Below are 18,834 nucleotides of genomic sequence, written 5' to 3'. Positions count from 1 at the left end.
CAAACCCCCACCACACATATCTACACACACACTGCAAAAAACTAACCAAACACCACGCTCTACCTATCTGGGCCCCGCCCCACACCCCGGACCCCCGGCCGCGCGGCCGGACGACCGCCCCCGCGCTGTTGCGGAGGGAACCGCCCCGCGTTGGAATCAAGTGTGAGGCACTTTGGCGCCGCCACGCCCGCCGACCGTCCCGCGCCCGGCACAGGGGCCGGCCGGAAGGGACTCAAGAGCAATGCCCTTGGCATGTTCTCCTCGGTCGTCATGGCCCTGGCCTCCACCGGTCCGGCGTACAGCCTCGCCGCCACGCTGGGCGTCATCGTGGCGGGGGTCGGACTGCAGGCCCCGATCATCACCATGCTGGCCTTCGTCCCGATGCTGCTGGTCGCGTACGCCTTCCGGGCGCTCAACGCGAGCAACGCCGACTGCGGGACCACGTTCACCTGGGCCACCCGTGCCTTCGGACCACGCACCGGCTGGATGGGCGGCTGGGGCCTGATCGTCGCCAACATGCTCGTCATGGCGAACCTCGCCGCGATCGCCGCCTCCTACGCCTTCCGGCTGGTGGGCCTGGACGGACCGGCGGAGAGCCGCCTGTGGACCACTTTGGCGGGCATCCTCTGCATCGTCGTGCTGACCGCGATCTGCTACGCCGGTATCCAGGTCTCGGCAACGGTCCAGCGCTGGCTGCTGTGCCTGGAAGTGGTGATGCTGCTCGTCTTCGCCGTCGCCGCGCTGATCAGGGTCTACGCCCGCCCTCCCCCGACGGCCATCCATGTCTCCGCCTCCTGGTTCAACCCCTTCGAGGTGACCTCGGCACAGGCCCTGACCTCGGGCCTTCTCGCGGGGGTCTTCATCTACTGGGGCTGGGACACCGCGTTCTCGGTCAACGAGGAGACCGTCGACAGCAACCGCGTCCCGGGACGCGCGGCGGTCCTGTCCACCGTGCTGCTCCTGCTCATGTACGGGCTGGTGTCCACGTCGGCGCAGGCGTTCGCGGGAGTGGGCACCACGGGCATCGGGCTCGCCAACCCCTACAACGTGGACGACATATTCGCCGGGCTGGGCGAGGCCGTGTTCGGGAGTCAGCAGGCTGGGGTCCTTCTGTCCAGACTGCTGATCCTGATGGTGCTGACCTCGGCGCTGGCCTCCGCCCAGACCACCATCCTGCCCCTGGCCAGGACCGTCTTCTCGATGGCGGTCCACAAGGCCGTCCCACCCCGGTTCGCCCGGGTCCATCGCAAGTACCTCACCCCGACCTGGGGAACCGTGGGCACGGGCGCGGTCTCGATCGCACTGCTGGTGCTGCTGTCCTCGTTCAGCGAGAACATCCTGGCCGACTCGATCGACTCGATCGGCCTGGCGATCGCGTTCCAGTACGGACTGACCGGCTTCGCCTGCGTCTGGTACCACCGCAGGGTCCTCACCCACAGCGGCAGAGACCTGATCTTCAAGGGGGTGCTGCCGGCGCTCGGCGGGCTGATCATGCTCGTGCTGTTCCTCTACGCCGCCTTCGTGGTCTACGCGGAGCCCGGGTACGGGTGGACCGTCGTCGACCTGCCGTTGATAGGACGGACGGGCGGCGTCACCGTCCTGGGCCTGGGCGCCCTGCTGATCGGCCTGCTGCTGATGCCGGTGGTCACCCGCGGTCACACCGTGGCCCTCAAACTCCAGCGGAGCCTGCTCCCGCGCGGTCTGCCGCAACACGTCGCCCTCGACTCGGCGAGCCGCTACCTGCCCGCAGACAGCGGGGCCGGGGTGGGCGGCGACTGGTACGACGTCATCCCCCTGTCGGGCACCCGGGTCGCCCTGGTCGTCGGGGACGTGCTCGGACACGGCCTCCAGGCGGCGGCCACCATGGGACGTCTGAGAACGGGCGTGCGCGTCCTGGCCCGGATGGACCTGAGCCCGGACGAACTGCTGTCACGCCTGGACGACCTGGTCGAGCAGACCGCGCACGAGCACACGGTCGGCCGCGGCCCGGGCCATCCGAAGCCGCGGGCCGACAGCGCCCTGGGCGTGTCCTGCCTGTACGCGATGTACGACCCCGTCTCGGGGAACTGCAGCCTCGCGCGGGCCGGGGAGTCGGTGCTGGCGGTCGTCGAGACGCGCACGGGTGTCGTCGACCACCTGAAACTGCCCCCCGGGCCGCCGCTGGGCGTGGCAGGCCCGCCCTACGAGAGCATGGACCTGGAGCTGGCGCCGGGCACGCTCGTCGCCCTCTTCACGGCCGGCCTCATCCAGGACTCCGACAGCCGTGCGGCCGGGCTCGCGCGGCTGTCCCACGCCCTCGCCGACGACCGAGCATCCCTGGAACAATTGTGCGATCGAGCGGTGGACACGCTGCTTCCCGGACCGGTGGACGAGGACGCGACGCTGCTCATGGCCCGCACCCACCTGCTCGACCGCAGCCAGTTCGCCCAGTGGGAGGTGTCGACGGACCCGGAGGCAGTGGGCACCATACGCACCGCCGTCAGCAAACAGCTGCGCGACTGGGACCTGGACGATCTCGAGTTCACCAGCCAGCTCATCGTCAGCGAGCTGGTCACCAACGCCATCCGCTACGGCGGCGGCCCGATCCAGGTACGCCTGATCCGCGACCGGGCCCTGATCTGCGAAGTCTCCGACACCGGCCACACCGCGCCCAATCTGCGGCACGCCGCGAGCGACGACGAGGGAGGCAGGGGCCTGTTCATCATCGCCCAGATGACCCACCACTGGGGCACGCGCTACACCCCCACCGGCAAGACGCTCTGGACCGAGCAGGACCTGCCACCGCCGGACGGTCCATAGCTCTTTCGTTCCAGGGCGGCGCCCGCTTCAGAGCGGCGGGCCCGCTTCGGAGCCGTGCCCGTTCCAGAGCCGCGGGTCCGCGTCAGGGGCGTGCCCGCTCCAGAGCCGCGGGTCCGCGTCAGGGGCGTGCCCGCTCCAGAGCCGCGGGTCCGCGTCAGGGGCGTGCCCGCTCCAGGCACCGGGCCGGTACCTGGCCGCCGAGCACGATCCGCCATTGGCTCCCGCCCCCGCACTCCCGGTACGCCGAGCGCCCGCCCCGGCCGATGGCCACCACGCACGACCGGACCTTCTCCCCCCGGCGCAGATACCGCACGACGGGCGATACGGTCGTCGCGACCGGCCCCTCGTTCCCCGCGGGCTTGCGCACGGGGACCTTCCGGACGGCCTCCCACATCGACGTGCACGGCGCGGACGCGGTGGGGGCGGCGGCGGCCGGCGGGGCGGTGGACAGGGCGGTCGCCAGCACGAAGGCGGCGGCAGTGGTGAACAGACGTCGGGTGAGGTGCATACCGGCTCAACCACGGCACCCACCGGACGGGTCACGGCCACCGACCGAAGATCACCCGACGGAGATCGACCGGGCCCCGCGGCACACGCCCGCGTGACATTTCACCGACAGCGTCGTTGAACGGTGCACCCCCCGAAACGGGCCCCGGGAAACGCGTCCCGGGGCCCGTTGATCACCGACCGTCTCCTTGTCGCCGGACTACACAGCGGCCTGGCCTCGGTCCCGGACGATGATCTTGCCGATGTTCTCGCCGTGCAGCATCCCCAGGAACGCGTCCACGATGTGTTCGAAGCCGTCGACCACCGTCTCGTCCGGGGTGAGCCGTCCGCTCTGGATGTGCGGTACCGCGAACTCGTACAACTCCTCCTGTACGTCGCGGTAGTTGCTGACCAGGAAGCCCTCCATGCGCAGGCTCTTCTCCACGATGTCCGCGTAGTCGAAGCGCGGTGGCGGTGCGTCGGGGGTGTTGTACTGGCTGATCGTGCCGATCCGGACGATACGGCCGAACTCGCGCAACGCTGCGATTGCGGCGGCCAGTTGCTCGCCGCCGACGTTGTCGACGAACACGTCGACGCCGTCCGGCGCGGCCTTGCCGAGCAGTTCGGCGGCGGGTCCGTCGTGGTGGTCGAAGGCGGCGTCGTAGCCGACCTCCCGGACGAGGTGGCCGGCCTTCGCCGCCGAACCCGCGCTGCCGACGAGCCGTCCGGCGCCGAGCAGCCGGGCGAAGCGCCCGGTGGCCGTACCGACCCCGCCCGCCGCGGCCGACACGAACAGGTCCTCGCCCTCCTGGAACCGGGCGATCCGGGTCAGGCCCACATAGGCGGTAAGGCCGGTGCCGCCGAGGACGCTGAGGTAGGCGCTCAGGGGCACGCCGTCGAAGCGGGGCAGGTGCCGGGTCTCCTCCGGCGTGACCACGGAGTGCGTACGCCAGCCCTGCCGGTGGAACACGATCGCCCCCTCGGCCAGCCGGGGCGTGCGCGAGGCGACGACCTGTCCGACGGCGCGGCCCTCCAGCGGCGCGTGCAGCGCGAAACCGCCGGGCACGTCGTCCATCATCTCGCGGTGGTACGGGTCGACGGACCAGTAGAGGTTCTTCACCAGCGCGCTGCCGGGCGGTGGGGTGGGCAGCGTGGACTCGACGAAGGCGAAGTGGTCGGCGGTGGGAAAGCCGTACGGGCGGGCGGTCTGGTGCACGGTGAGCGCGGTCTCGTCCATGGCCGGACCGTAGGCCGGGAATGCGCCCGGCGGGCAGCCGGTTGAGCTCATGCGACCCGCAGGTTCCATGAGCAGTTCTCATACAGTGAGGTGAGCGCCCCGTGGCTCGCACGACCGACTCCGATCTCGCCCCCCACGAACTGCGCGTGCTGGTGGCGGTGGCGGACGCCGGGGGCTTCTCGGCCGCAGCCGGGGCACTCGGTGTGACGCAGTCCGCGATCTCCCACTCGGTCCGCGGCAGCGAGCGCAAGATCGGCGCCGTGCTCTTCGACCGCGGCCGGGCCGGCGCCCGCCCCACGCCCGCCGGGGACAGGGCCGTGGCACACGCCCGCCGCGTCCTGCGGCTGCTGGACGTGCTGACCGGGGAGGCGCGCGCTGCGGCCCGGTCCGACGCGCCGCAGGGGCCGCTGCGGATCGCGGCCTTCCGCAGCGCCGCGCTCCAACTGCTGCCGTCCGTCCTCCAGCGGCTGCGCGCCCGGCATCCGGGGATCGAGCCGCGGGTACGGATCGTGCGCGAGGTGGGGCGCGGCACCGCGGGCGAAGTGGCCGACGGGAGAGCGGACATGGCCATCACCACGCTGGGCGGCTCCCTGCCGCATCCGCCGGGGCTGGTCACGGGCGAGCTCTTCGAGGAGGCCTACTCCCTGGCGCACCCGACGGGACACGCGGCCCCGCGCTCGCTGCCGCTGGTCGACTGGGCCGAGAACTGCGGCTCGTACACCCGTGATTGGTGGGCTGCCCAGGACTGGATCCCGGAGGCGAGCGTCGAGGCGGAGGACGACGGAGCGGTGCTCTCCCTGGTGAGCGCGGGTCAGGGAATGGCGATCATGCCGGCGCTCTCCCTGGCCGGAGCACCGGACTCGGTCACGATCGCCGATCTCGGCCCCGGGCGCCCGACGCGCCGGGTCGGCTACGTCACCACCGCCGAGCTCGCCGGATCCGCCGTGGTGCGCGCCTTCGTCAGGGAGCTGCGGGCCACGGTCCCCACGAACGGGAGTGCCTCCCCGGTGGCTGCCGGGGAGGCACTCGTGAGCCGGTTGCGGCCCGTGAAGTCCTAGCGGCGCAGTGCCGCCAGGTTGCGGTAGCCGATGGCCGCGTGTTCCAGGGACTGTCCTGGGTTCGTGCTGCTCGGGGCGTTGTCCTGCTCGATCATCGGATTGTGGTAGTTGCGGTGGCCCACCCGCGAGAAGAACGTGTGGTAGTCGATGACGCCGGTGCCGAACGGCACCATGTCGTAGCCCTGGCCGTTGGTGGCGTTGACGACGCCGTCCTTGGCGTGGAACAGCGGGTAGCGCTTGTCGTTGCGGGTGACCAGGCCCGCCGGGTCGAAGATGTTGGTCTGGGTCGAGCCGTCGTGGGCGGTGTAGCTGCGGAACTTGTACTGGGCCACGTGCGCCCAGAAGATGTCCATCTCCAGCCAGACCGTCTTCGGGTCGGTGATGGACAGGAAGTACTCCAGCTTGCGGATGCCGGAGCTGCGCGTCGGCCGGCCCTGGGCGTCGAGCGGACCGCCGTCGAGGAGGAAGCCGTAGGCGGCGTCGTGGTTGTGGGTGTAGAGCTTCAGTCCGGCGTCGCGGGCGAGGGTGCCGAGGGCGTGCCACTTCTCGGCGGCCACGTCCCAGTCCGCCTTGTAGGCGCTGCTGGTGGGGTCGCCGCCGGTGCCCACGTGGGCCATGCCGAGGATGTTGGCGATCTCCAGGTGCTTCTTGAAGGTGTCCAGGTCGGTGCTGGACAGCGACCAGGAGCCGGGGATGAAGCCGTGGTTGCCCTGGGCGCGCAGTCCGTTGTCGTCGAGCCAGCGGCGCAGCTGCTTCGCGCCCTCGACGGACTCCAGGCTGGCCCCGCCGGGCGCGTTGGCGTGCTGGCCGTAGCCGGCGAACTCGACCTGCTGGTAGCCGAACCGGGCGAGCTGCTCGAACACTTCGCGGAAGCCGGACGGCAGCGTGCTGGCCTGCGGGTCGCGGCCGATGGCGTCACGGACGGTGTAGAGGATGATGCCGCGCCTGTCGGCGGGGACGAGGACCTGCCCGTTGCCGTTCTCGCCGCCCTTGTTCTCCGTCCGGGGTGCGGCGTGCACGGGCGCCGCGCCGAGGACGGGGGCGGCGATCGCGCCCGCCGCGACGGCGGTGCAGGTGCTCAGGAAGCTGCGGCGGCCGATGCCGAGGCTGCGGCGCAGCTGGTCGTCGGAGTTGTGGTTCACGTTCAACGGGTGCCTTCCTTCACGGGGTGGCCGGTACCGAGACCGGCGAGGTCGAGCAGGAGCGGTTTCACGTCGGTGGCCGCGATGCGGTCGCCGACGGCGCGGGGGGTGGAGCACAGGAGGAGCGGACCGTCGTCGTCGCTCGTGGGGAGGCGGCCGTGGCTGCCCCGGACGGGTGAGCCGTCGAGGGGCACGACCGCCATGCGGTAGCGCAGGCCGAGCTTCTTGCGGGCGAGCGCGGTGGCCGCCTTGACCTTGACGTAGGGGTCCTGGGGATCCATGAACAGCTCGACCGGGTCGTAGCCGGGTTTGCGGTGGATCTCCACGAGCTGCGCGAAGTCGGGGGCGCGTGCGTCGTCGAGCCAGTAGTAGTAGGTGAACCAGGCGTCGGGTTCCGCGACGGCGACGAGTTCGCCGGCGCGCGGGTGGTCCAGGTGATGGGCCTTCTTGCCCTCGTCGTCGAGGAGTTGCTCGATGCCGGGCAGGCAGTCGAGGGCGGCGCGGGTGGCGGCCAGGTCCTCGGGGCGGCGGACGTACACATGGGCGATCTGGTGGTCGGCGACGGCGAACGCGCGCGAGACCATCGGGTCCAGGTACTCCATGCCGTCCTGGGTGTGGACCTCCAGCAGACCGGCGCGGCGCAGGGCGCGGTTGATGTCGACGGGCCTGCTGACCTTGGTGATGCCGTACTCCGACAGGGCGACGACGGTACGGCCTTCGGCCCGGGCGTCGTCGAGGAGCGGGGCCAGTGCGGCGTCGAGGTCGGTGGCCGCCTTCAGGGAGCGCGGGTCGTCGGGTCCGTAGCGCTGGAGGTCGTAGTCGAGGTGTGGGAGGTAGCTCAGCGCGAGGTCGGGCCGGCGGGTGCGCAGGACGTGCCGGGTGGCGTCGATGATCCACTGGCTGGAAGTGAGGTCGGCGGCCGGTCCCCAGAAGCGGAAGAGGGGGAACGTGCCGAATTTCTCCGTCAGTTCGTCGTGCAGGTCGACGGGTCGGGTGTAGCAGTCGGGTTCCTTGCGACCGTCCGCGTAGTAGACCGGGCGGGGGGTGACGGTGATGTCGGTGTCGGCGCCCATGGCGTACCACCAGCAGATGTTGGCGACCGTGTAGCCGGGGTGGGCGCGGCGGGCCGCGTCCCAGATCTTGTCGCCCGCGACGAGCCCGTTGTGCTGGCGCCACAGCAGTACGTCGCCGAGTTCGCGGAAGTACCAGCCGTTGCCGACGATGCCGTGTTCGGCGGGGAGCGTGCCGGTGAGGAAGGTGGACTGGGCGGCGCAGGTGACGGCGGGCAGGACGGTGCCGAGGTTCGCCCGGGAGCCGTTGTCGGCGAGTGCCCGCAGATGGGGCATGTGGGCGAGGAGGCGGGGGGTGAGGCCGACGACGTCCAGGACCAGCAGCGGGGTGGGTCCGGTCATGGCTGTTCCTTCAGTCCGAGGTCGGTCAGCAGGTCGCGGGCGAGGGCGAGTTCGGCGGCGATGCCGTCGGCGAGCCCGTCGCGGTCCCGGGGGCGCAGGCCGGGCGGGAGTGCCTGCCAGGTGTACGTCTCGACCTCCAGGTGCCGGGTGAGCGGGCGGGGGCCGCCGACGAGGCGGGTGAGGGCGGCGCGCAGTTCCGGGAGGGTGGCGGTGAGGGGGCCGTCGGGGTCGGTGTGCAGCGGGACGTGGAAGTGGGCGCGCCACGGTGCCGTCGCGGGCAGGGCGGGGCCGGTGAGGGCCTGTGGGAGGTCGTCGGTGCCGTGCAGCCCGGCGGGGGTGCGGGTGCGGGTCTGGTGCAGGAAGCGGGGTTCGGCGAACTCGGCCAGGGCGTGCCGGACTTCGGGGCGGTCGGGGTGTGCGGCGTGCAGGGCGGCGGACAGTTGCGCCTTGACGACGGGGATGTGTGCGGCGGCGAGGGCGTCCAGCGCGGTGCGCGGGTCCTCGAAGGAGGTGGCGAGGTGGCAGGTGTCGACGCAGACGCCGACGCGGGGGTGGGCGACGGCGGTGAGCGGGACCAGGGCGTCGTGGGTGGTCTCCACGGTGCAGCCGGGCTCGGGCTCCAGGCCGACGCGGATGGAGCGGCCGGTGAGTTCGGCCAGCGCGTCCAGCCGGGCGCCGAGGGTGCGCAGGGCGTCGTGTCCGGTGCGGGCGCGGTCGGCGCTCCAGCCGGTGCGCCAGCCGAGCGGCAGGGTGGAGATGCTGCCCTCGGTGACGTCGTCGGGCAGCAGTGCGCCGAGGATGCGGGCCAGCGCGGTGGTGTGTTCGAGGCGCTCGGGGTCGGCCCAGTCGGGCTTGTACACACGGTACTTGACCTCGTCGGCGCCGAATCCCTCGTACGGGAAGCCGTTGAGGGTGACGACCTCGAGGCCCCGCCGGTCGAGTTCTCCGCGCAGGGTGCTCAGCGCGGCCGGGTCGGTGTCCAGGGCGCGGGCGGCGTCCCGGGCGAGCCACAGGCCGATCCCGAGGCGGTCGCGGCCGAGCCGGCGGCGCACCGGTTCGCAGTGGTCGCGCAGTTGGGCGAGGACGCCGTCGAGGGTCTCGGCGGGGTGGACGTTGGTGCAGTAGGCGAGGTGGACGGTCGTACCGTCGGGGTGGGCGAAGCGCATCGCTCACTCCCCGCCGCGGGCGAGGGAGTTGCCCTCGTGGGTGGCGTCGGGCTGGGCGGCGTCCAGGTTCAGCCGGCCGCTGAGTCCGTAGAAGGCGACCGGGTTGCGCCACAGCACCCGGTCGACGTCGTCCTCGGTGAAGCCCTCGGCGAGCATCAGGTCGGCCACGGCACGGGTCTTGAGCGGGTCGCTGCGGCCCCAGTCGGCGGCGGAGTTGACGAGCACCTTCTCGGGCCCGTGGGCGCGCAGGATCTCCACCATGCGCCGCTCGTCCATCTTGGTGTCGGGGTAGACGGAGAAGCCGAGCCAACAGCCGCTGTCCTTGGCCTCCTTGACGGTCGTCTCGTTGAGGTGGTCGACCAGGACCCGGTCCAGGGGCAGGGCGGACTCCCGCACGACGTCGAGGGTGCGGCGCAGGCCCGCGAGCTTGTCGCGGTGCGGGGTGTGCACCAGTGCGGGCAGGCCGTGGTCGGCGGCGAGCTGGAGCTGTGTGGCGAGGGCCTTGTCCTCGGCCGGGGTCATGGAGTCGTAGCCGATCTCGCCGACCGCGACGACCTGGTCCTTGACGAGGTAGCGGGGCAGTTCGTCCAGGACGGGCGTGCAGCGCGGGTCGTTGGCCTCCTTGGGGTTGAGGGCCAGGGTGCAGTGGTGGGCGATGCCGTACTGGGCGGCGCGGAACGGCTCCCAGCCGAGCAGGGAGTCGAAGTAGTCGAGGAAGGAGGCGGGTGAGGTGCGGGGCTGGCCGAGCCAGAACGCGGGTTCCACCAGCGCGCGGATGCCGGCGGCCCGCATGGCCTCGTAGTCGTCGGTGGTCCGGGAGGTCATGTGGATGTGGGGGTCGAACAGGCGCATCAGGACTCCTTGCGACTCGGTGCGGTGGCCAGGGCCAGCACCCGGTGCAGACCGCCGGGGACGGGGCGGTCGGCGGCGGTGCGCTCGGCGGCGAAGTCGTCGAGCATCCGGGCGAGTTCGGCGTCGCCGTGGGCGCGCTCGTCGAGAGCGGCCACCGCGTCGACGGGAACGCCGGTGAACAGGCACTTGAGGACGGCGTGCCGCCAGCCGTGGGCGTCCAGGTGACGGGCGGCGTAGGGGCCGACGGCTGCGGCGATGAGCCGGGTGTCGTTGGTGCGCAGGGCGTCCTCGACCAGCTGCAGCGCGTCCGCGCCGGGCACGAGGTGGGGCAGGGCGAGCAGCACGGCCCGGCGTTCGTCCGCGGTGCCCTGCCGGTAGACGCGGGTCAGGGCGGTGGTGTCGGCGCGGGCGGCGTGCAGGATCAGGACGCGGGCGGCGTCGGCGTGCCGGCTGCCGCAGCGGCGTCCGGCCTCCGCGAGCCGCAGTTCCCAGGCGCTGATCGGTCCGTGTCCGCCGGGGTGTTCGGCGGCTTCGGCCAGGGCCTGCCGGTACCACTGCCGGGCGGCCGCATCGAGGTGGGTGTCGAGGTGTTCGCGCAGGGCGCCGAGGGAGGGCGCCGCTGCGACGGCGGTGTGGGTCACGGTGTGCTCCTTTGCGTCCTGGGCGGGTGGCCTGCCGCGCGGTCCCGGTGGGGTGAGGTCACGGCGCGCCCCTCTTCGGCGCGGTCGCGGGAGGGGTGTCGGCGGCGCGGCGCAGGAACGGCAGCGAGATCGTGGCGTGGTGGGGACCGGCGTGGGAGTGGCGGGGCAGTTCCACGACCGTCAGGCCCTGGTAGCCGATGGTGTCGAGGGCCGCGAGGACGGACGGGAAGTCGATCTCGCCCTCCCCGAACGGGAGGTGGTCGTGGACGCCGCGCCGCATGTCCTCGATCTGGACGTGCCGCAGCCAGGGCGCGGCGGCGCGCACACAGTCCTGGGGCGGCAGGGGCTCCAGGCACTGGCAGTGGCCGATGTCGAGGGTGAGGCCCAGGGCGGGCGGGTCGCCGAGCAGGCCGCGCAACTGGTGGAAGTCGGCCAGGGTGGCGAGCAGGTGACCGGGCTCGGGTTCGACGGCCAGGGGCACGCCGGCGGCGTCCGCCGCCTCCAGCACGGGGGTGAGGGAGGCGGCGAGCCGCTGCCATGCCTTACCGGGTTCGTCCACCGTTGGCGGAACGATTCCGCTGAAGCAGTGCACGGCCTGGGCCCCTAGGTCCGCCGCCACCCGTACCGCCCGCAGGAGCAGGTCCGTGCGACGGGCGCGGTCCTGCGGGTCCGGTTCGAGCAGGGAGGGCCCGTGCTTGCGGCGCGGGTCGAGGACGTAGCGGGCGCCGGTCTCCACGGTGACGTCCAGGCCGAGTTCGGCCAGCCGCTTGGCGACCTTGCGGGTGCGCTCGGCGAGGTGGGGGGCCAGCGGGTCGAGGTGCATGTGGTCGAGGGTCAGGCCGACGCCGTCGTAGCCGAGGTCGGCGAGCAGCGCGAGGGCGTCGTCGAGCCGCAGGTCGGTGAGGCCGTTGGTGCCGTAGCCGAAGCGGAGGGTCATGTCACGCTCACCTTTCTCGACAGCCGGGCCGCCAGCGGGGCGAGCGCGGCGGTGCACAGCGCGGCGACGGGTGCGCCGGCGCGGGCGCAGAGGGCGGCCTGGAGGGGGATGGTGGCGCGGATGCCGCCGCCGACGGCCTTCTGGGTGAGCTGGGGCGAGGGGTTGAGGGCGGCGTGCAGGTAGGGGCGGGCGGCCAGGGCGGTGTAGGCGGCGGTGAGCGCGGTGCCCAGCGCCCGTGGGGCCGGGCCCTCGGCGGTGCGGCCCGGCGGGCCGGGGGTGAGTGCGGCACCCCGGCCCGCCGGGAGTTCCCGGGTGAGCAGGAGTCCGAGTGCGCCCGCCGTGGCCAGCGCGGCGAGCGGGGGCAGTACCGCTCCCCCGGTGGTCTCGTGCCGGGAGACCGCGGTGAGGGCCAGGGTGTGGGTGCTCAGCAGCGCCGCGGAGGGCAGGGCCCGGCGCACCGTGCCCGGCTGCGGTCCGGTGGCTGCCGCGCCGAGCAGCAGGTCGAGCCCGCGGGCCGCCGCCATCGCCACGGGACCGGCCGCGGTGCGCTTGAGGACCAGGTCGTACGCCCATACGGTGGCCGCCAGCGAGGTCGCGACGGCGAGGGCGGGGCGGCCGGCGCGGGCGGCGAGGGCCAGACCGGCCGCGGTGAGCGCACCGGCCGCGGCGAGGGCGGCCCCGGGCCGGATGCGGCCCGAGGGCAGGGGCCGGTGCGGGCGCTCGACGGCGTCCTCCTCGCGGTCGGCCCAGTCGTTGAGCGCCATGCCGGCCTCGTAGAGGCACAGCGAGCAGCCGGCCGCCAGCAGGGTGCGCCGACCGGGCCGTCCCGACGCGGCCACCGCCGCCCCGGCCAGCACATCGCCGGGGACGGTGAACAGCGCGGGCAGGCGCAGCAGTTCGGCCCAGGCACGGGCGCTCACGCGGTCTCCCGCAGCCGCTGCCCGAACCGTACGAGCGCCGCATACTGCTCGCCGAGCGCCGAAGGCGCCTGCCCCACCGGGTCCTTGAAGTAGAAGCCGAGCTCGGACAGCGCGCCCCGGACGCCCGACTCGTGGGCGCGCAGGGTCAGTCGGGCCAGGTCCAGGACCAGGGGCGCCGCCAGGGCGGAGTCGCAGCCCTGCCAGATGGTCTGGAGGATCATGCGGGTGCCGAGGAAGCCGTCGAAGGCGATGTGGTCCCAGGCGGTCTTCCAGTCGCCGAGCGCCGGTACGTCGTCGATGTGGACCTGGCCCTCGGGGCTGGTGCCGAGGGTGTCGGCCAGGACGCGTTCCTTGCCGGCGTTCTTGGCGGCGGCCGCCGCCGGGTCGGCCAGGGCCGCGCCGTCGCCGCCGCCGAGCAGGTTGGTGCCGGACCAGGCGCGCACGTCCAGCGCCCGCTGCGCGAACATCGGGCCCAGGACCGAACGCAGCAGGGTCTGGCCGGTCTTGCCGTCCCGGCCGGCGTACGGCACACCGGCGGCGGCGACCGCCGCGGCCAGGTCCGGGTGGTGCAGGCCGGTGGACGGGGTGAAGTTGACGTAGCCGCAGCCGGCGCGCAGGGCCGCCGCCGCGTAGAGGGAGCTCGGCGGCAGGGCCGCGCCGTCGGCGGCCGGTTCGGTGGAGGCGACGTTGACCACGACGGCCCGCTCCAACTCCCGGCGCCGTACGAAGTCCTGGATGTCGGCGGTGAAGGCGGCGATCAGCTCCTCGGCGCTTCGGCTGTCACCGCGGGCCGGGCCGCCCGGCCGTATCTCGGCGTCGGCCGCGGCGAGTTCGGCCGCCACCGCGGCCGGGAGGCCGTGCGGCAGGACACCGTCCGCGGCCAGTTCCTCGGCCCGTTTGGGCAGCGGGCAGTCCAGCGTGTCGTGACCGCCGAAGACGAGTGACGCGAGGTCCGGCAGACCGCTGCCGGCGAACGGCGGTGTCTCGGTGACCATACCGGTGGGCGGGTGCAGGCCCGCCGCCACGGCGGCGCAGCCGGCCACGGCGGTGGTGGCGACGGAACCGCGGGCACCGATCAGCCACACTCCCATGCGGGGGCGGGGAAGGGACGCGGACATGGGCAGCCTCCTTGGCGGGCGCGAACCGCGCGTGAGTGAGGGATCAAGACGGCGGGCGGGGGTCCGGCGTCCCCCGCCCGCCGCCGCTCAGTTGCCCTTGACGGGCAGTTCCTTGATCCGGATGTTGCGGAAGGACACGTCGTCACCGGCTCCGTGGTTCTGGACGCCGATGTGTCCGTCGCGCAGGCTCCGGGCCGGATCGGTGTTGGTGAAATCGTTGATCTTCACGCCGTTGAGCCAGACGCGCAGTCGTTCGCCCTGCACGCGGATCTCGTACGTGTTCCACTCCCCCGGCGGATTCAGCGCACGGTCGCGCTTCTTCACGTCGGCGGACCGAAAGCCGTAGACGGAGCCCGTGGTCTTCTCGGGCACGTCGGTGGCGTCGATCTGGATCTCGTAACCGTTGTCGACCGCCGACCAGGGGTCGTCCGAGGGCGGGAAGCCCACGAACACGCCCGAGTTGTCGTCGCCGGCCGCCTTCCAGTCGAGCTTCAGCGAGTACGAGCCGAAGCTCTGCGGGGTGTACCAGAGCAGCCCCAGGCCGCCGTTCGACGTGAGCGTGCCGTCGTCGGAGCGGGTGAAGCCGCCCGGTCCCGCCTGCTTCCAGCCGTCCAGGGATGTGCCGTCGAAGAGCGGCCGGTAGCCGGTCTCGGGCCGGCAGTCGGCCTGGACGTCGCCGATGACCCACCGGATGCCGCCCAGCAGGTGCTGCCGGAAGGCGGGGTCGGCGTAGGACTCCTTGGTGTGGCCGCCGCCGGTGTAGAAGGCACGGCCGCCCTGGTAGTCCTGGCACCAGGCGATGGGATGGTCGCCTTCCATGGTGCCGCCGGTGTACGACGTCTCGTCCAGGGAGGCCAGGACGTGGGCGTGCTCGCGCGGGTTCGAGCGGTAGTTGTACCACTCGTCCGTGCGCTCCCAGGTCCGTCCCAGGTGCGAGGTCGCCGCGTGGGCGCGGTCCTCCACGTTCACCGTGGCCGGCTGGATCGCCGGGTGGTTCTGGAAGTACGCGCCCGCCAGGCCGCCGTAGAACGCCCAGTCGTACTCGGTGTCGGCGGCCGAGTGGACACCGACATAGCCTCCGCCGTGCCGGACGTACCCCTCGAACGCGTCCTGCTGGGCGGCGTCGAGGACGTCACCGGTGGTCGACATGAACACCACGGCGTCGTAGCGGCTGAGGTTCTTGCCGGTGAAGGCGGCCGCGTCCTCGGTGGTGTCGACGGTGAAGCCGTTCGCCCGGCCGAGCTGCTGCACGGCCTCGATGCCCTGGGGGATCGAGTCGTGCCGGAAGCCCGCGGTCTTGGAGAAGACCAGGACGCGCTTGGCGGTGTGGGCCGGGTCCGACTGGGCGGGTGCGGTCATGCAGCCGAGGAGCAGTGCGGCACCGAGCGCCGCGGTGGTGGTTCTGGCCGTTGCTCTCATGGTGTCGCCTCCTCTCAGCCGGTGGTGAAGTTGAAGTCGTCGAGCTCGTACAGGGATCCGCTGCCGCCCTTGAACACCAGGTAGAGGGCGGTGGTGCCGCGCGGTGCGTGGGACAGGTCGGCGGAGACGTCCTGGTAGGTGTCCCAGCCGCCGGTCACCGGCACGGTGGCCTTGCCCAGCAGGGTGCCGGTCGCGGACCCGGCGCGGACCTCGAGGGTGCCGCCGGCGCCGCCGGAGGCGATGCGCGCGGTGATCTTCTTGGCGTCGGACAGGGCGTACGGGGTGAAGGCGATCCAGTCGCCGTTGCCGATGTCGCCGACGGTCTTGGCGCCGTGGGCGCCGGTGCGGGCGGTCACCGTGACACCGGAGGAGGTGTTGAAGTGCTCGGCCTGGCGGTGCCGGGGCTGGAGGACGCTGCGGGCGTGCGTGGTGAGCGCCTCCTGGCCGCCGCCTCCGTTGTCGGTGTACTGGGCGTCGAGGACACCGAAGATGTTGGCGTCCTGGTCGTGTCCGCCGTCGGCGCTGGTCTGGATGGTGCCGGAGCAGCCCTGGGCGGAGGTCAGCGGGTGGCCGTGGGTGTCGTGGCCGAGGATGAAGTTGACGGTGACCTTGGAGCAGTCGACCGCCTTGCCGTCCTCGGGGTCGGTCACCTTCACGTTGAACGGGATGGCGTCACCGAAGCTGAACAGCTTGCCGTCCTGCGGGAGTTGCAGGGTGACGGTGGGGGCGGTGTTGCCGACGACCACCTGGACGCTCGCGCTGCCGGTGCGGCCGGTGGTGTCCTTGGCGGTCACCGTGGCCGTGTAGGTGCCGTTCTTCTTGTACTTGTAGGTGGGGTTGGCACCGGTCGCGGTCGCTCCGTCGCCGAAGTCCCAGCTGTAGGTGAGCGCGTCGCCGTCCTGGTCGCTGGAGCCGGCCGAGGAGAAGGCCACCTTCAGCGGGGCCTGTCCGGAGGTGCGGTCCGCCGCGGCCTGGGCCACCGGGGAGTGTCCGTCGGTGGCGTTCTCGATGCGGTACAGGCCCGAGTGGTCGTCGCCGCCGAACCAGGAGGTGCCGTAGTCGAGCACGTAGAGGGCGCCGTCGGGGCCGAAGGCCATGTCCATCACCTGGGTGCCGGTCCAGGGGATGTCGTTGATCGACTGGACCTTGCCGTCGGCGTCGCTGGTGATGCGCTTGATCCAGCGGCGGCCGAACTCACCGGCGAAGAAGTCGCCGTCGTAGGCCGCGGGGAACTTCACGGGCGAGTCGAGGGCGGCGTCGTAGTGGTAGACCGGGCCGCCCATCGGGGACTCCGAACCGGTGCCGAACTCGGGCACGGACGGGCCGTCGTAGGGGATCCAGGCCGGCTGGGCCGGGGGCAGGTCCGTCAGACCGGTGTTGTGCGGCGAGTCGTTCTTCGGCGCGGAGCAGTCGAACTCGGCGCCGGAGGTCTTCGTCGCGAAGTCGTAGTCGACGTAGGCGTCGTTGGCGCCGGTGCAGTACGGCCAGCCGAAGTTGCCGGCCTTGGTGACCCGGGCGAACTCGACCTGGCCGGCCGGGCCGCGGTCGGGGTCGGCCGCACCCGCGTCGGGGCCGTAGTCACCGACGTAGACGATGCCGGTCTTCTTGTCGACGCTGAACCGGAACGGGTTGCGGAAGCCCATGGCGTAGATCTCGGGCCGCGTCCTGTCCGTGCCGGGCGGGAAGAGGTTGCCGTCCGGGACGGAGTAGGAGCCGTCGGCGTTCACCTTGATGCGCAGGATCTTGCCGCGCAGGTCGTTGGTGTTGCCCGAGGTGCGCTGGGCGTCGAAGCCGGGGTTGCGGTCGGGGCGCTCGTCCAGCGGGCTGTAGCCGTCGGACTGGAAGGGGTTGGAGTCGTCGCCCGTCGACAGGTACAGGTTGCCGGCCGCGTCGAAGTCGATGTCACCGCCGACGTGGCAGCACAGGCCGCGTGTGGTGGAGACGTCGAGGACCTTCTTCTCGCTGGCCTTGTCGAGGGTGCCGTCGGCGTTCAGCACGAAGCGCGAGAGCCGGTTCACCCCGTCGAAGGGCGCGAAGTCGGCCGCGGTACCGGTCTCCGGTGCGTCGCCCGCCGGGGTGTTCAACGGCGGTGCGTAGTACAGATAGATGGCGCGGTTGTGCGCGAAGTCCGGGTCGACGCCGACGCCTTGGAGGCCCTCCTCGTCGTGGGAGTAGACGTCGAGCTTGCCGGCCAGCTTGGTGTTGCCCGCCGCGTCCGTCAGACGCAGCTCGCCGTCGCGGGAGGTGTGCAGGACCGAGCGGTCCGGCAGGACGGCGAGCGACATGGGCTCGCCGACCTCCGCCTCGCCCTTGGCGAGGGTGACCTGCTGGAAGTCCTCCGTCGCCGCGGCGGCGTCCTGACCGGTGACGGCAGCGCCGGCCTGGGGGGTGGTCAGGGTGAGGGTGGCGCCTGCGAGCAGCGCCCCGCTGAGCAGGGCGAGCGACTTGCGCAGACGTGTTCTGCGGTTCGCGTTGCGGGTGGTGGGGTCGTTCCCGTGCACGAATGGCCTCCAGATCGGGGCTGGTTGTACGGGCGGGTGCGTACGCCGGGATGCGCCGTCATCCCGGAGCCGTTACGAGCGGACGTCGGGGGCTGTCGTCCGGACCGGGTGGGACCGGTCCGGACGGCAGGCCCTGGGCGTCAGCTGGAGAAGGCCGCGTCGAACGAGGCCGACGGCGGCTCGAAGTCGTAGGCCCGCAGGCGGGTGAGAGCCTCGGGGGCGCCCTGGAGCCGGTCCATGCCGGCGTCCTCCCATTCCACGGAGACGGGTCCGCGGTAGTCGATCGAGCGCAGCATGCGGAAGACGTCCTCCCAGGGCACGTCGCCGTGTCCGGCCGAGACGAAGTCCCAGCCGCGGCGCGGGTCGCCCCAGGGCAGGTGGGAGCCGAGGCGGCCGTTGCGGCCGTCGAGGCGCTTGCGGGCTTCCTTGCAGTCGACGTGGTAGACGCGGTCGCGGAAGTCGTACAGGAAGCCGACCGGGTCGAGGTCCTGCCACACGAAGTGGGAGGGGTCGAAGTTCAGGCCGAACGCGGGGCGGTGGCCGACCGCTTCCAGGGCGCGGTGGGTGGTCCAGTAGTCGTAGGCGATCTCGCCCGGGTGGACCTCGTGGGCGAAGCGTACGCCCTCGGCGTCGAAGACGTCGAGGATCGGGTTCCAGCGCTCCGCGAAGTCCTCGTAGCCGCGCTCGATCATCGACTCGGGAGCCGGCGGGAACATGGCGACCAGGTGCCAGATCGCGGAGCCGGTGAAGCCGATGACGGTGTCGACGCCGAAGGCCGCGGCCGCGCGGGCGGTGTCCTTGATCCGCTCCGCAGCGCGCCGTCGTACGCCCTCGGGGTCGCCGTCGGCCCAGACGTCGCCCGGGAGGATGCCCCGGTGGCGTTCGTCGATGATGGCGTCGCAGACGGCCTGTCCGGTGAGGTGGTTGGAGATCGCCCAGCACTTCAGGCCGTACTTGTCCAGGAGTTGGTGGCGCGAGGCGATGTAGCCGGGGTCGGCGAGCGCCTTGTCGACCTCGAAGTGGTCTCCCCAGCAGGCGAGTTCGAGGCCGTCGTAGCCGAAGTCGCGGGCGAGGCGGCACACCTCTTCCAGCGGCAGGTCGGCCCACTGGCCGGTGAACAGGGTGAACGGGCGCGGCATGCGACGG

Annotated in this window: 15 protein-coding genes; 2 read left to right on the top strand and 13 right to left on the bottom strand. The window is 72.3% G+C overall.

Translation table 11 applies throughout. The features are described from left to right. The first annotated feature begins 252 nt into the window (after positions 1–252). Positions 253–2,799: an amino acid permease gene (locus ACWC24_RS37700; RefSeq protein ID WP_450667424.1), complete on the top strand. Its 2,547-nt coding sequence runs from the start codon at positions 253–255 to the stop codon at positions 2,797–2,799. A 154-nt stretch (positions 2,800–2,953) separates the two neighbouring features. On the opposite strand, the gene ACWC24_RS37695 is transcribed toward ACWC24_RS37700, so the two are convergent. Both ACWC24_RS37695 and ACWC24_RS37690 read right to left on the bottom strand, forming a co-directional pair. After that, a complete protein-coding gene (locus tag ACWC24_RS37695) occupies positions 2,954–3,307 on the bottom strand; it encodes a hypothetical protein (protein ID WP_450667423.1) in 354 nt (117 codons plus the stop codon). Between the two features lie 198 nt (positions 3,308–3,505). Then, on the bottom strand, positions 3,506–4,522 hold the full coding sequence (locus tag ACWC24_RS37690) for an NADP-dependent oxidoreductase (RefSeq protein ID WP_450667422.1): 1,017 nt from the start codon (positions 4,520–4,522) through the stop codon (positions 3,506–3,508). A 101-nt stretch (positions 4,523–4,623) separates the two neighbouring features. Between ACWC24_RS37690 and ACWC24_RS37685 the strand changes: the two genes are divergently transcribed. Then, positions 4,624–5,580 (top strand): LysR family transcriptional regulator, encoded by a 957-nt coding sequence (locus ACWC24_RS37685; protein ID WP_450667421.1) that lies wholly within the window; start codon positions 4,624–4,626, stop codon positions 5,578–5,580. Here ACWC24_RS37685 and ACWC24_RS37680 read toward each other — a convergent pair. The 11 genes from ACWC24_RS37680 to ACWC24_RS37630 all read right to left on the bottom strand — a co-directional run bounded on the left by ACWC24_RS37680 (position 5,577) and on the right by ACWC24_RS37630 (position 18,827). Further along, on the bottom strand, positions 5,577–6,728 hold the full coding sequence (locus tag ACWC24_RS37680; RefSeq protein WP_450667420.1) for a sugar phosphate isomerase/epimerase family protein: 1,152 nt from the start codon (positions 6,726–6,728) through the stop codon (positions 5,577–5,579). The two genes, ACWC24_RS37685 and ACWC24_RS37680, sit on opposite strands and share 4 nt — an antisense overlap. Next, positions 6,725–8,134, bottom strand: coding sequence for an alkaline phosphatase family protein (locus ACWC24_RS37675; RefSeq protein WP_450667419.1), 1,410 nt, complete (start codon positions 8,132–8,134; stop codon positions 6,725–6,727). The genes ACWC24_RS37680 and ACWC24_RS37675 overlap by 4 nt, the downstream gene beginning before the upstream one ends. After that, positions 8,131–9,300, bottom strand: a complete 1,170-nt coding sequence (gene eboE / locus ACWC24_RS37670) for a metabolite traffic protein EboE (protein ID WP_450667418.1) — start codon at positions 9,298–9,300, stop codon at positions 8,131–8,133. The genes ACWC24_RS37675 and eboE overlap by 4 nt, the downstream gene beginning before the upstream one ends. A 3-nt stretch (positions 9,301–9,303) precedes the next feature. After that, complete coding sequence (locus ACWC24_RS37665; protein WP_450667417.1) at positions 9,304–10,152, bottom strand: TatD family hydrolase; 849 nt, start codon at positions 10,150–10,152, stop codon at positions 9,304–9,306. Continuing rightward, the gene (locus ACWC24_RS37660; RefSeq protein WP_450667416.1) at positions 10,152–10,793 is read right to left on the bottom strand and encodes an EboA domain-containing protein; all 642 of its coding nucleotides are present in this window, start codon (positions 10,791–10,793) and stop codon (positions 10,152–10,154) included. Before ACWC24_RS37660 ends, ACWC24_RS37665 begins: the two co-directional genes overlap by 1 nt. A 58-nt stretch (positions 10,794–10,851) precedes the next feature. Next, positions 10,852–11,730 carry a sugar phosphate isomerase/epimerase family protein gene (locus tag ACWC24_RS37655; RefSeq protein WP_450667415.1) on the bottom strand — a complete coding sequence of 293 codons (879 nt, stop codon included), beginning with the start codon at positions 11,728–11,730 and terminating at the stop codon, positions 10,852–10,854. Further along, entirely contained in the window at positions 11,727–12,650 is a 924-nt protein-coding gene (locus ACWC24_RS37650) for an SCO3242 family prenyltransferase (protein ID WP_450667414.1), read from the bottom strand. The genes ACWC24_RS37655 and ACWC24_RS37650 overlap by 4 nt, the downstream gene beginning before the upstream one ends. Beyond that, positions 12,647–13,768, bottom strand: a complete 1,122-nt coding sequence (locus ACWC24_RS37645; protein WP_450667413.1) for an inositol-3-phosphate synthase — start codon at positions 13,766–13,768, stop codon at positions 12,647–12,649. Before ACWC24_RS37645 ends, ACWC24_RS37650 begins: the two co-directional genes overlap by 4 nt. Before the next feature lie 87 nt (positions 13,769–13,855). Further along, a complete protein-coding gene (locus ACWC24_RS37640; protein ID WP_450667412.1) occupies positions 13,856–15,187 on the bottom strand; it encodes a ThuA domain-containing protein in 1,332 nt (443 codons plus the stop codon). Positions 15,188–15,201: 14 nt separating this feature from the next. Continuing rightward, positions 15,202–17,688 carry a PQQ-dependent sugar dehydrogenase gene (locus ACWC24_RS37635; RefSeq protein WP_450667411.1) on the bottom strand — a complete coding sequence of 829 codons (2,487 nt, stop codon included), beginning with the start codon at positions 17,686–17,688 and terminating at the stop codon, positions 15,202–15,204. Between the two features lie 140 nt (positions 17,689–17,828). After that, a complete protein-coding gene (locus tag ACWC24_RS37630) occupies positions 17,829–18,827 on the bottom strand; it encodes a sugar phosphate isomerase/epimerase family protein (RefSeq protein ID WP_392621012.1) in 999 nt (332 codons plus the stop codon). Between the last annotated feature and the right edge of the window lie 7 nt (positions 18,828–18,834).

The organism is Streptomyces sp. NPDC001443 (genome assembly GCF_053597355.1).
The sequence above is the reverse complement of the archived record's forward strand: the minus strand, read 5'-3'. Positions and strand labels throughout refer to the sequence as shown.

Excerpts from the sequence above, each read along its gene's own strand:
- ACWC24_RS37700 (WP_450667424.1), top strand. The coding sequence starts at position 253 with ATGTTCTCCTCGGTCGTCATGGCCCTGGCCTCCACCGGTCCGGCGTAC.
- ACWC24_RS37695 (WP_450667423.1), bottom strand. The coding sequence starts at position 3,307 with ATGCACCTCACCCGACGTCTGTTCACCACTGCCGCCGCCTTCGTGCTG.
- ACWC24_RS37690 (WP_450667422.1), bottom strand. The coding sequence starts at position 4,522 with ATGGACGAGACCGCGCTCACCGTGCACCAGACCGCCCGCCCGTACGGC.
- ACWC24_RS37675 (WP_450667419.1), bottom strand. The coding sequence starts at position 8,134 with ATGACCGGACCCACCCCGCTGCTGGTCCTGGACGTCGTCGGCCTCACC.
- eboE (WP_450667418.1), bottom strand. The coding sequence starts at position 9,300 with ATGCGCTTCGCCCACCCCGACGGTACGACCGTCCACCTCGCCTACTGC.
- ACWC24_RS37665 (WP_450667417.1), bottom strand. The coding sequence starts at position 10,152 with ATGCGCCTGTTCGACCCCCACATCCACATGACCTCCCGGACCACCGAC.
- ACWC24_RS37655 (WP_450667415.1), bottom strand. The coding sequence starts at position 11,730 with ATGACCCTCCGCTTCGGCTACGGCACCAACGGCCTCACCGACCTGCGG.
- ACWC24_RS37645 (WP_450667413.1), bottom strand. The coding sequence starts at position 13,768 with ATGTCCGCGTCCCTTCCCCGCCCCCGCATGGGAGTGTGGCTGATCGGT.
- ACWC24_RS37640 (WP_450667412.1), bottom strand. The coding sequence starts at position 15,187 with ATGAGAGCAACGGCCAGAACCACCACCGCGGCGCTCGGTGCCGCACTG.
- ACWC24_RS37630 (WP_392621012.1), bottom strand. The coding sequence starts at position 18,827 with ATGCCGCGCCCGTTCACCCTGTTCACCGGCCAGTGGGCCGACCTGCCG.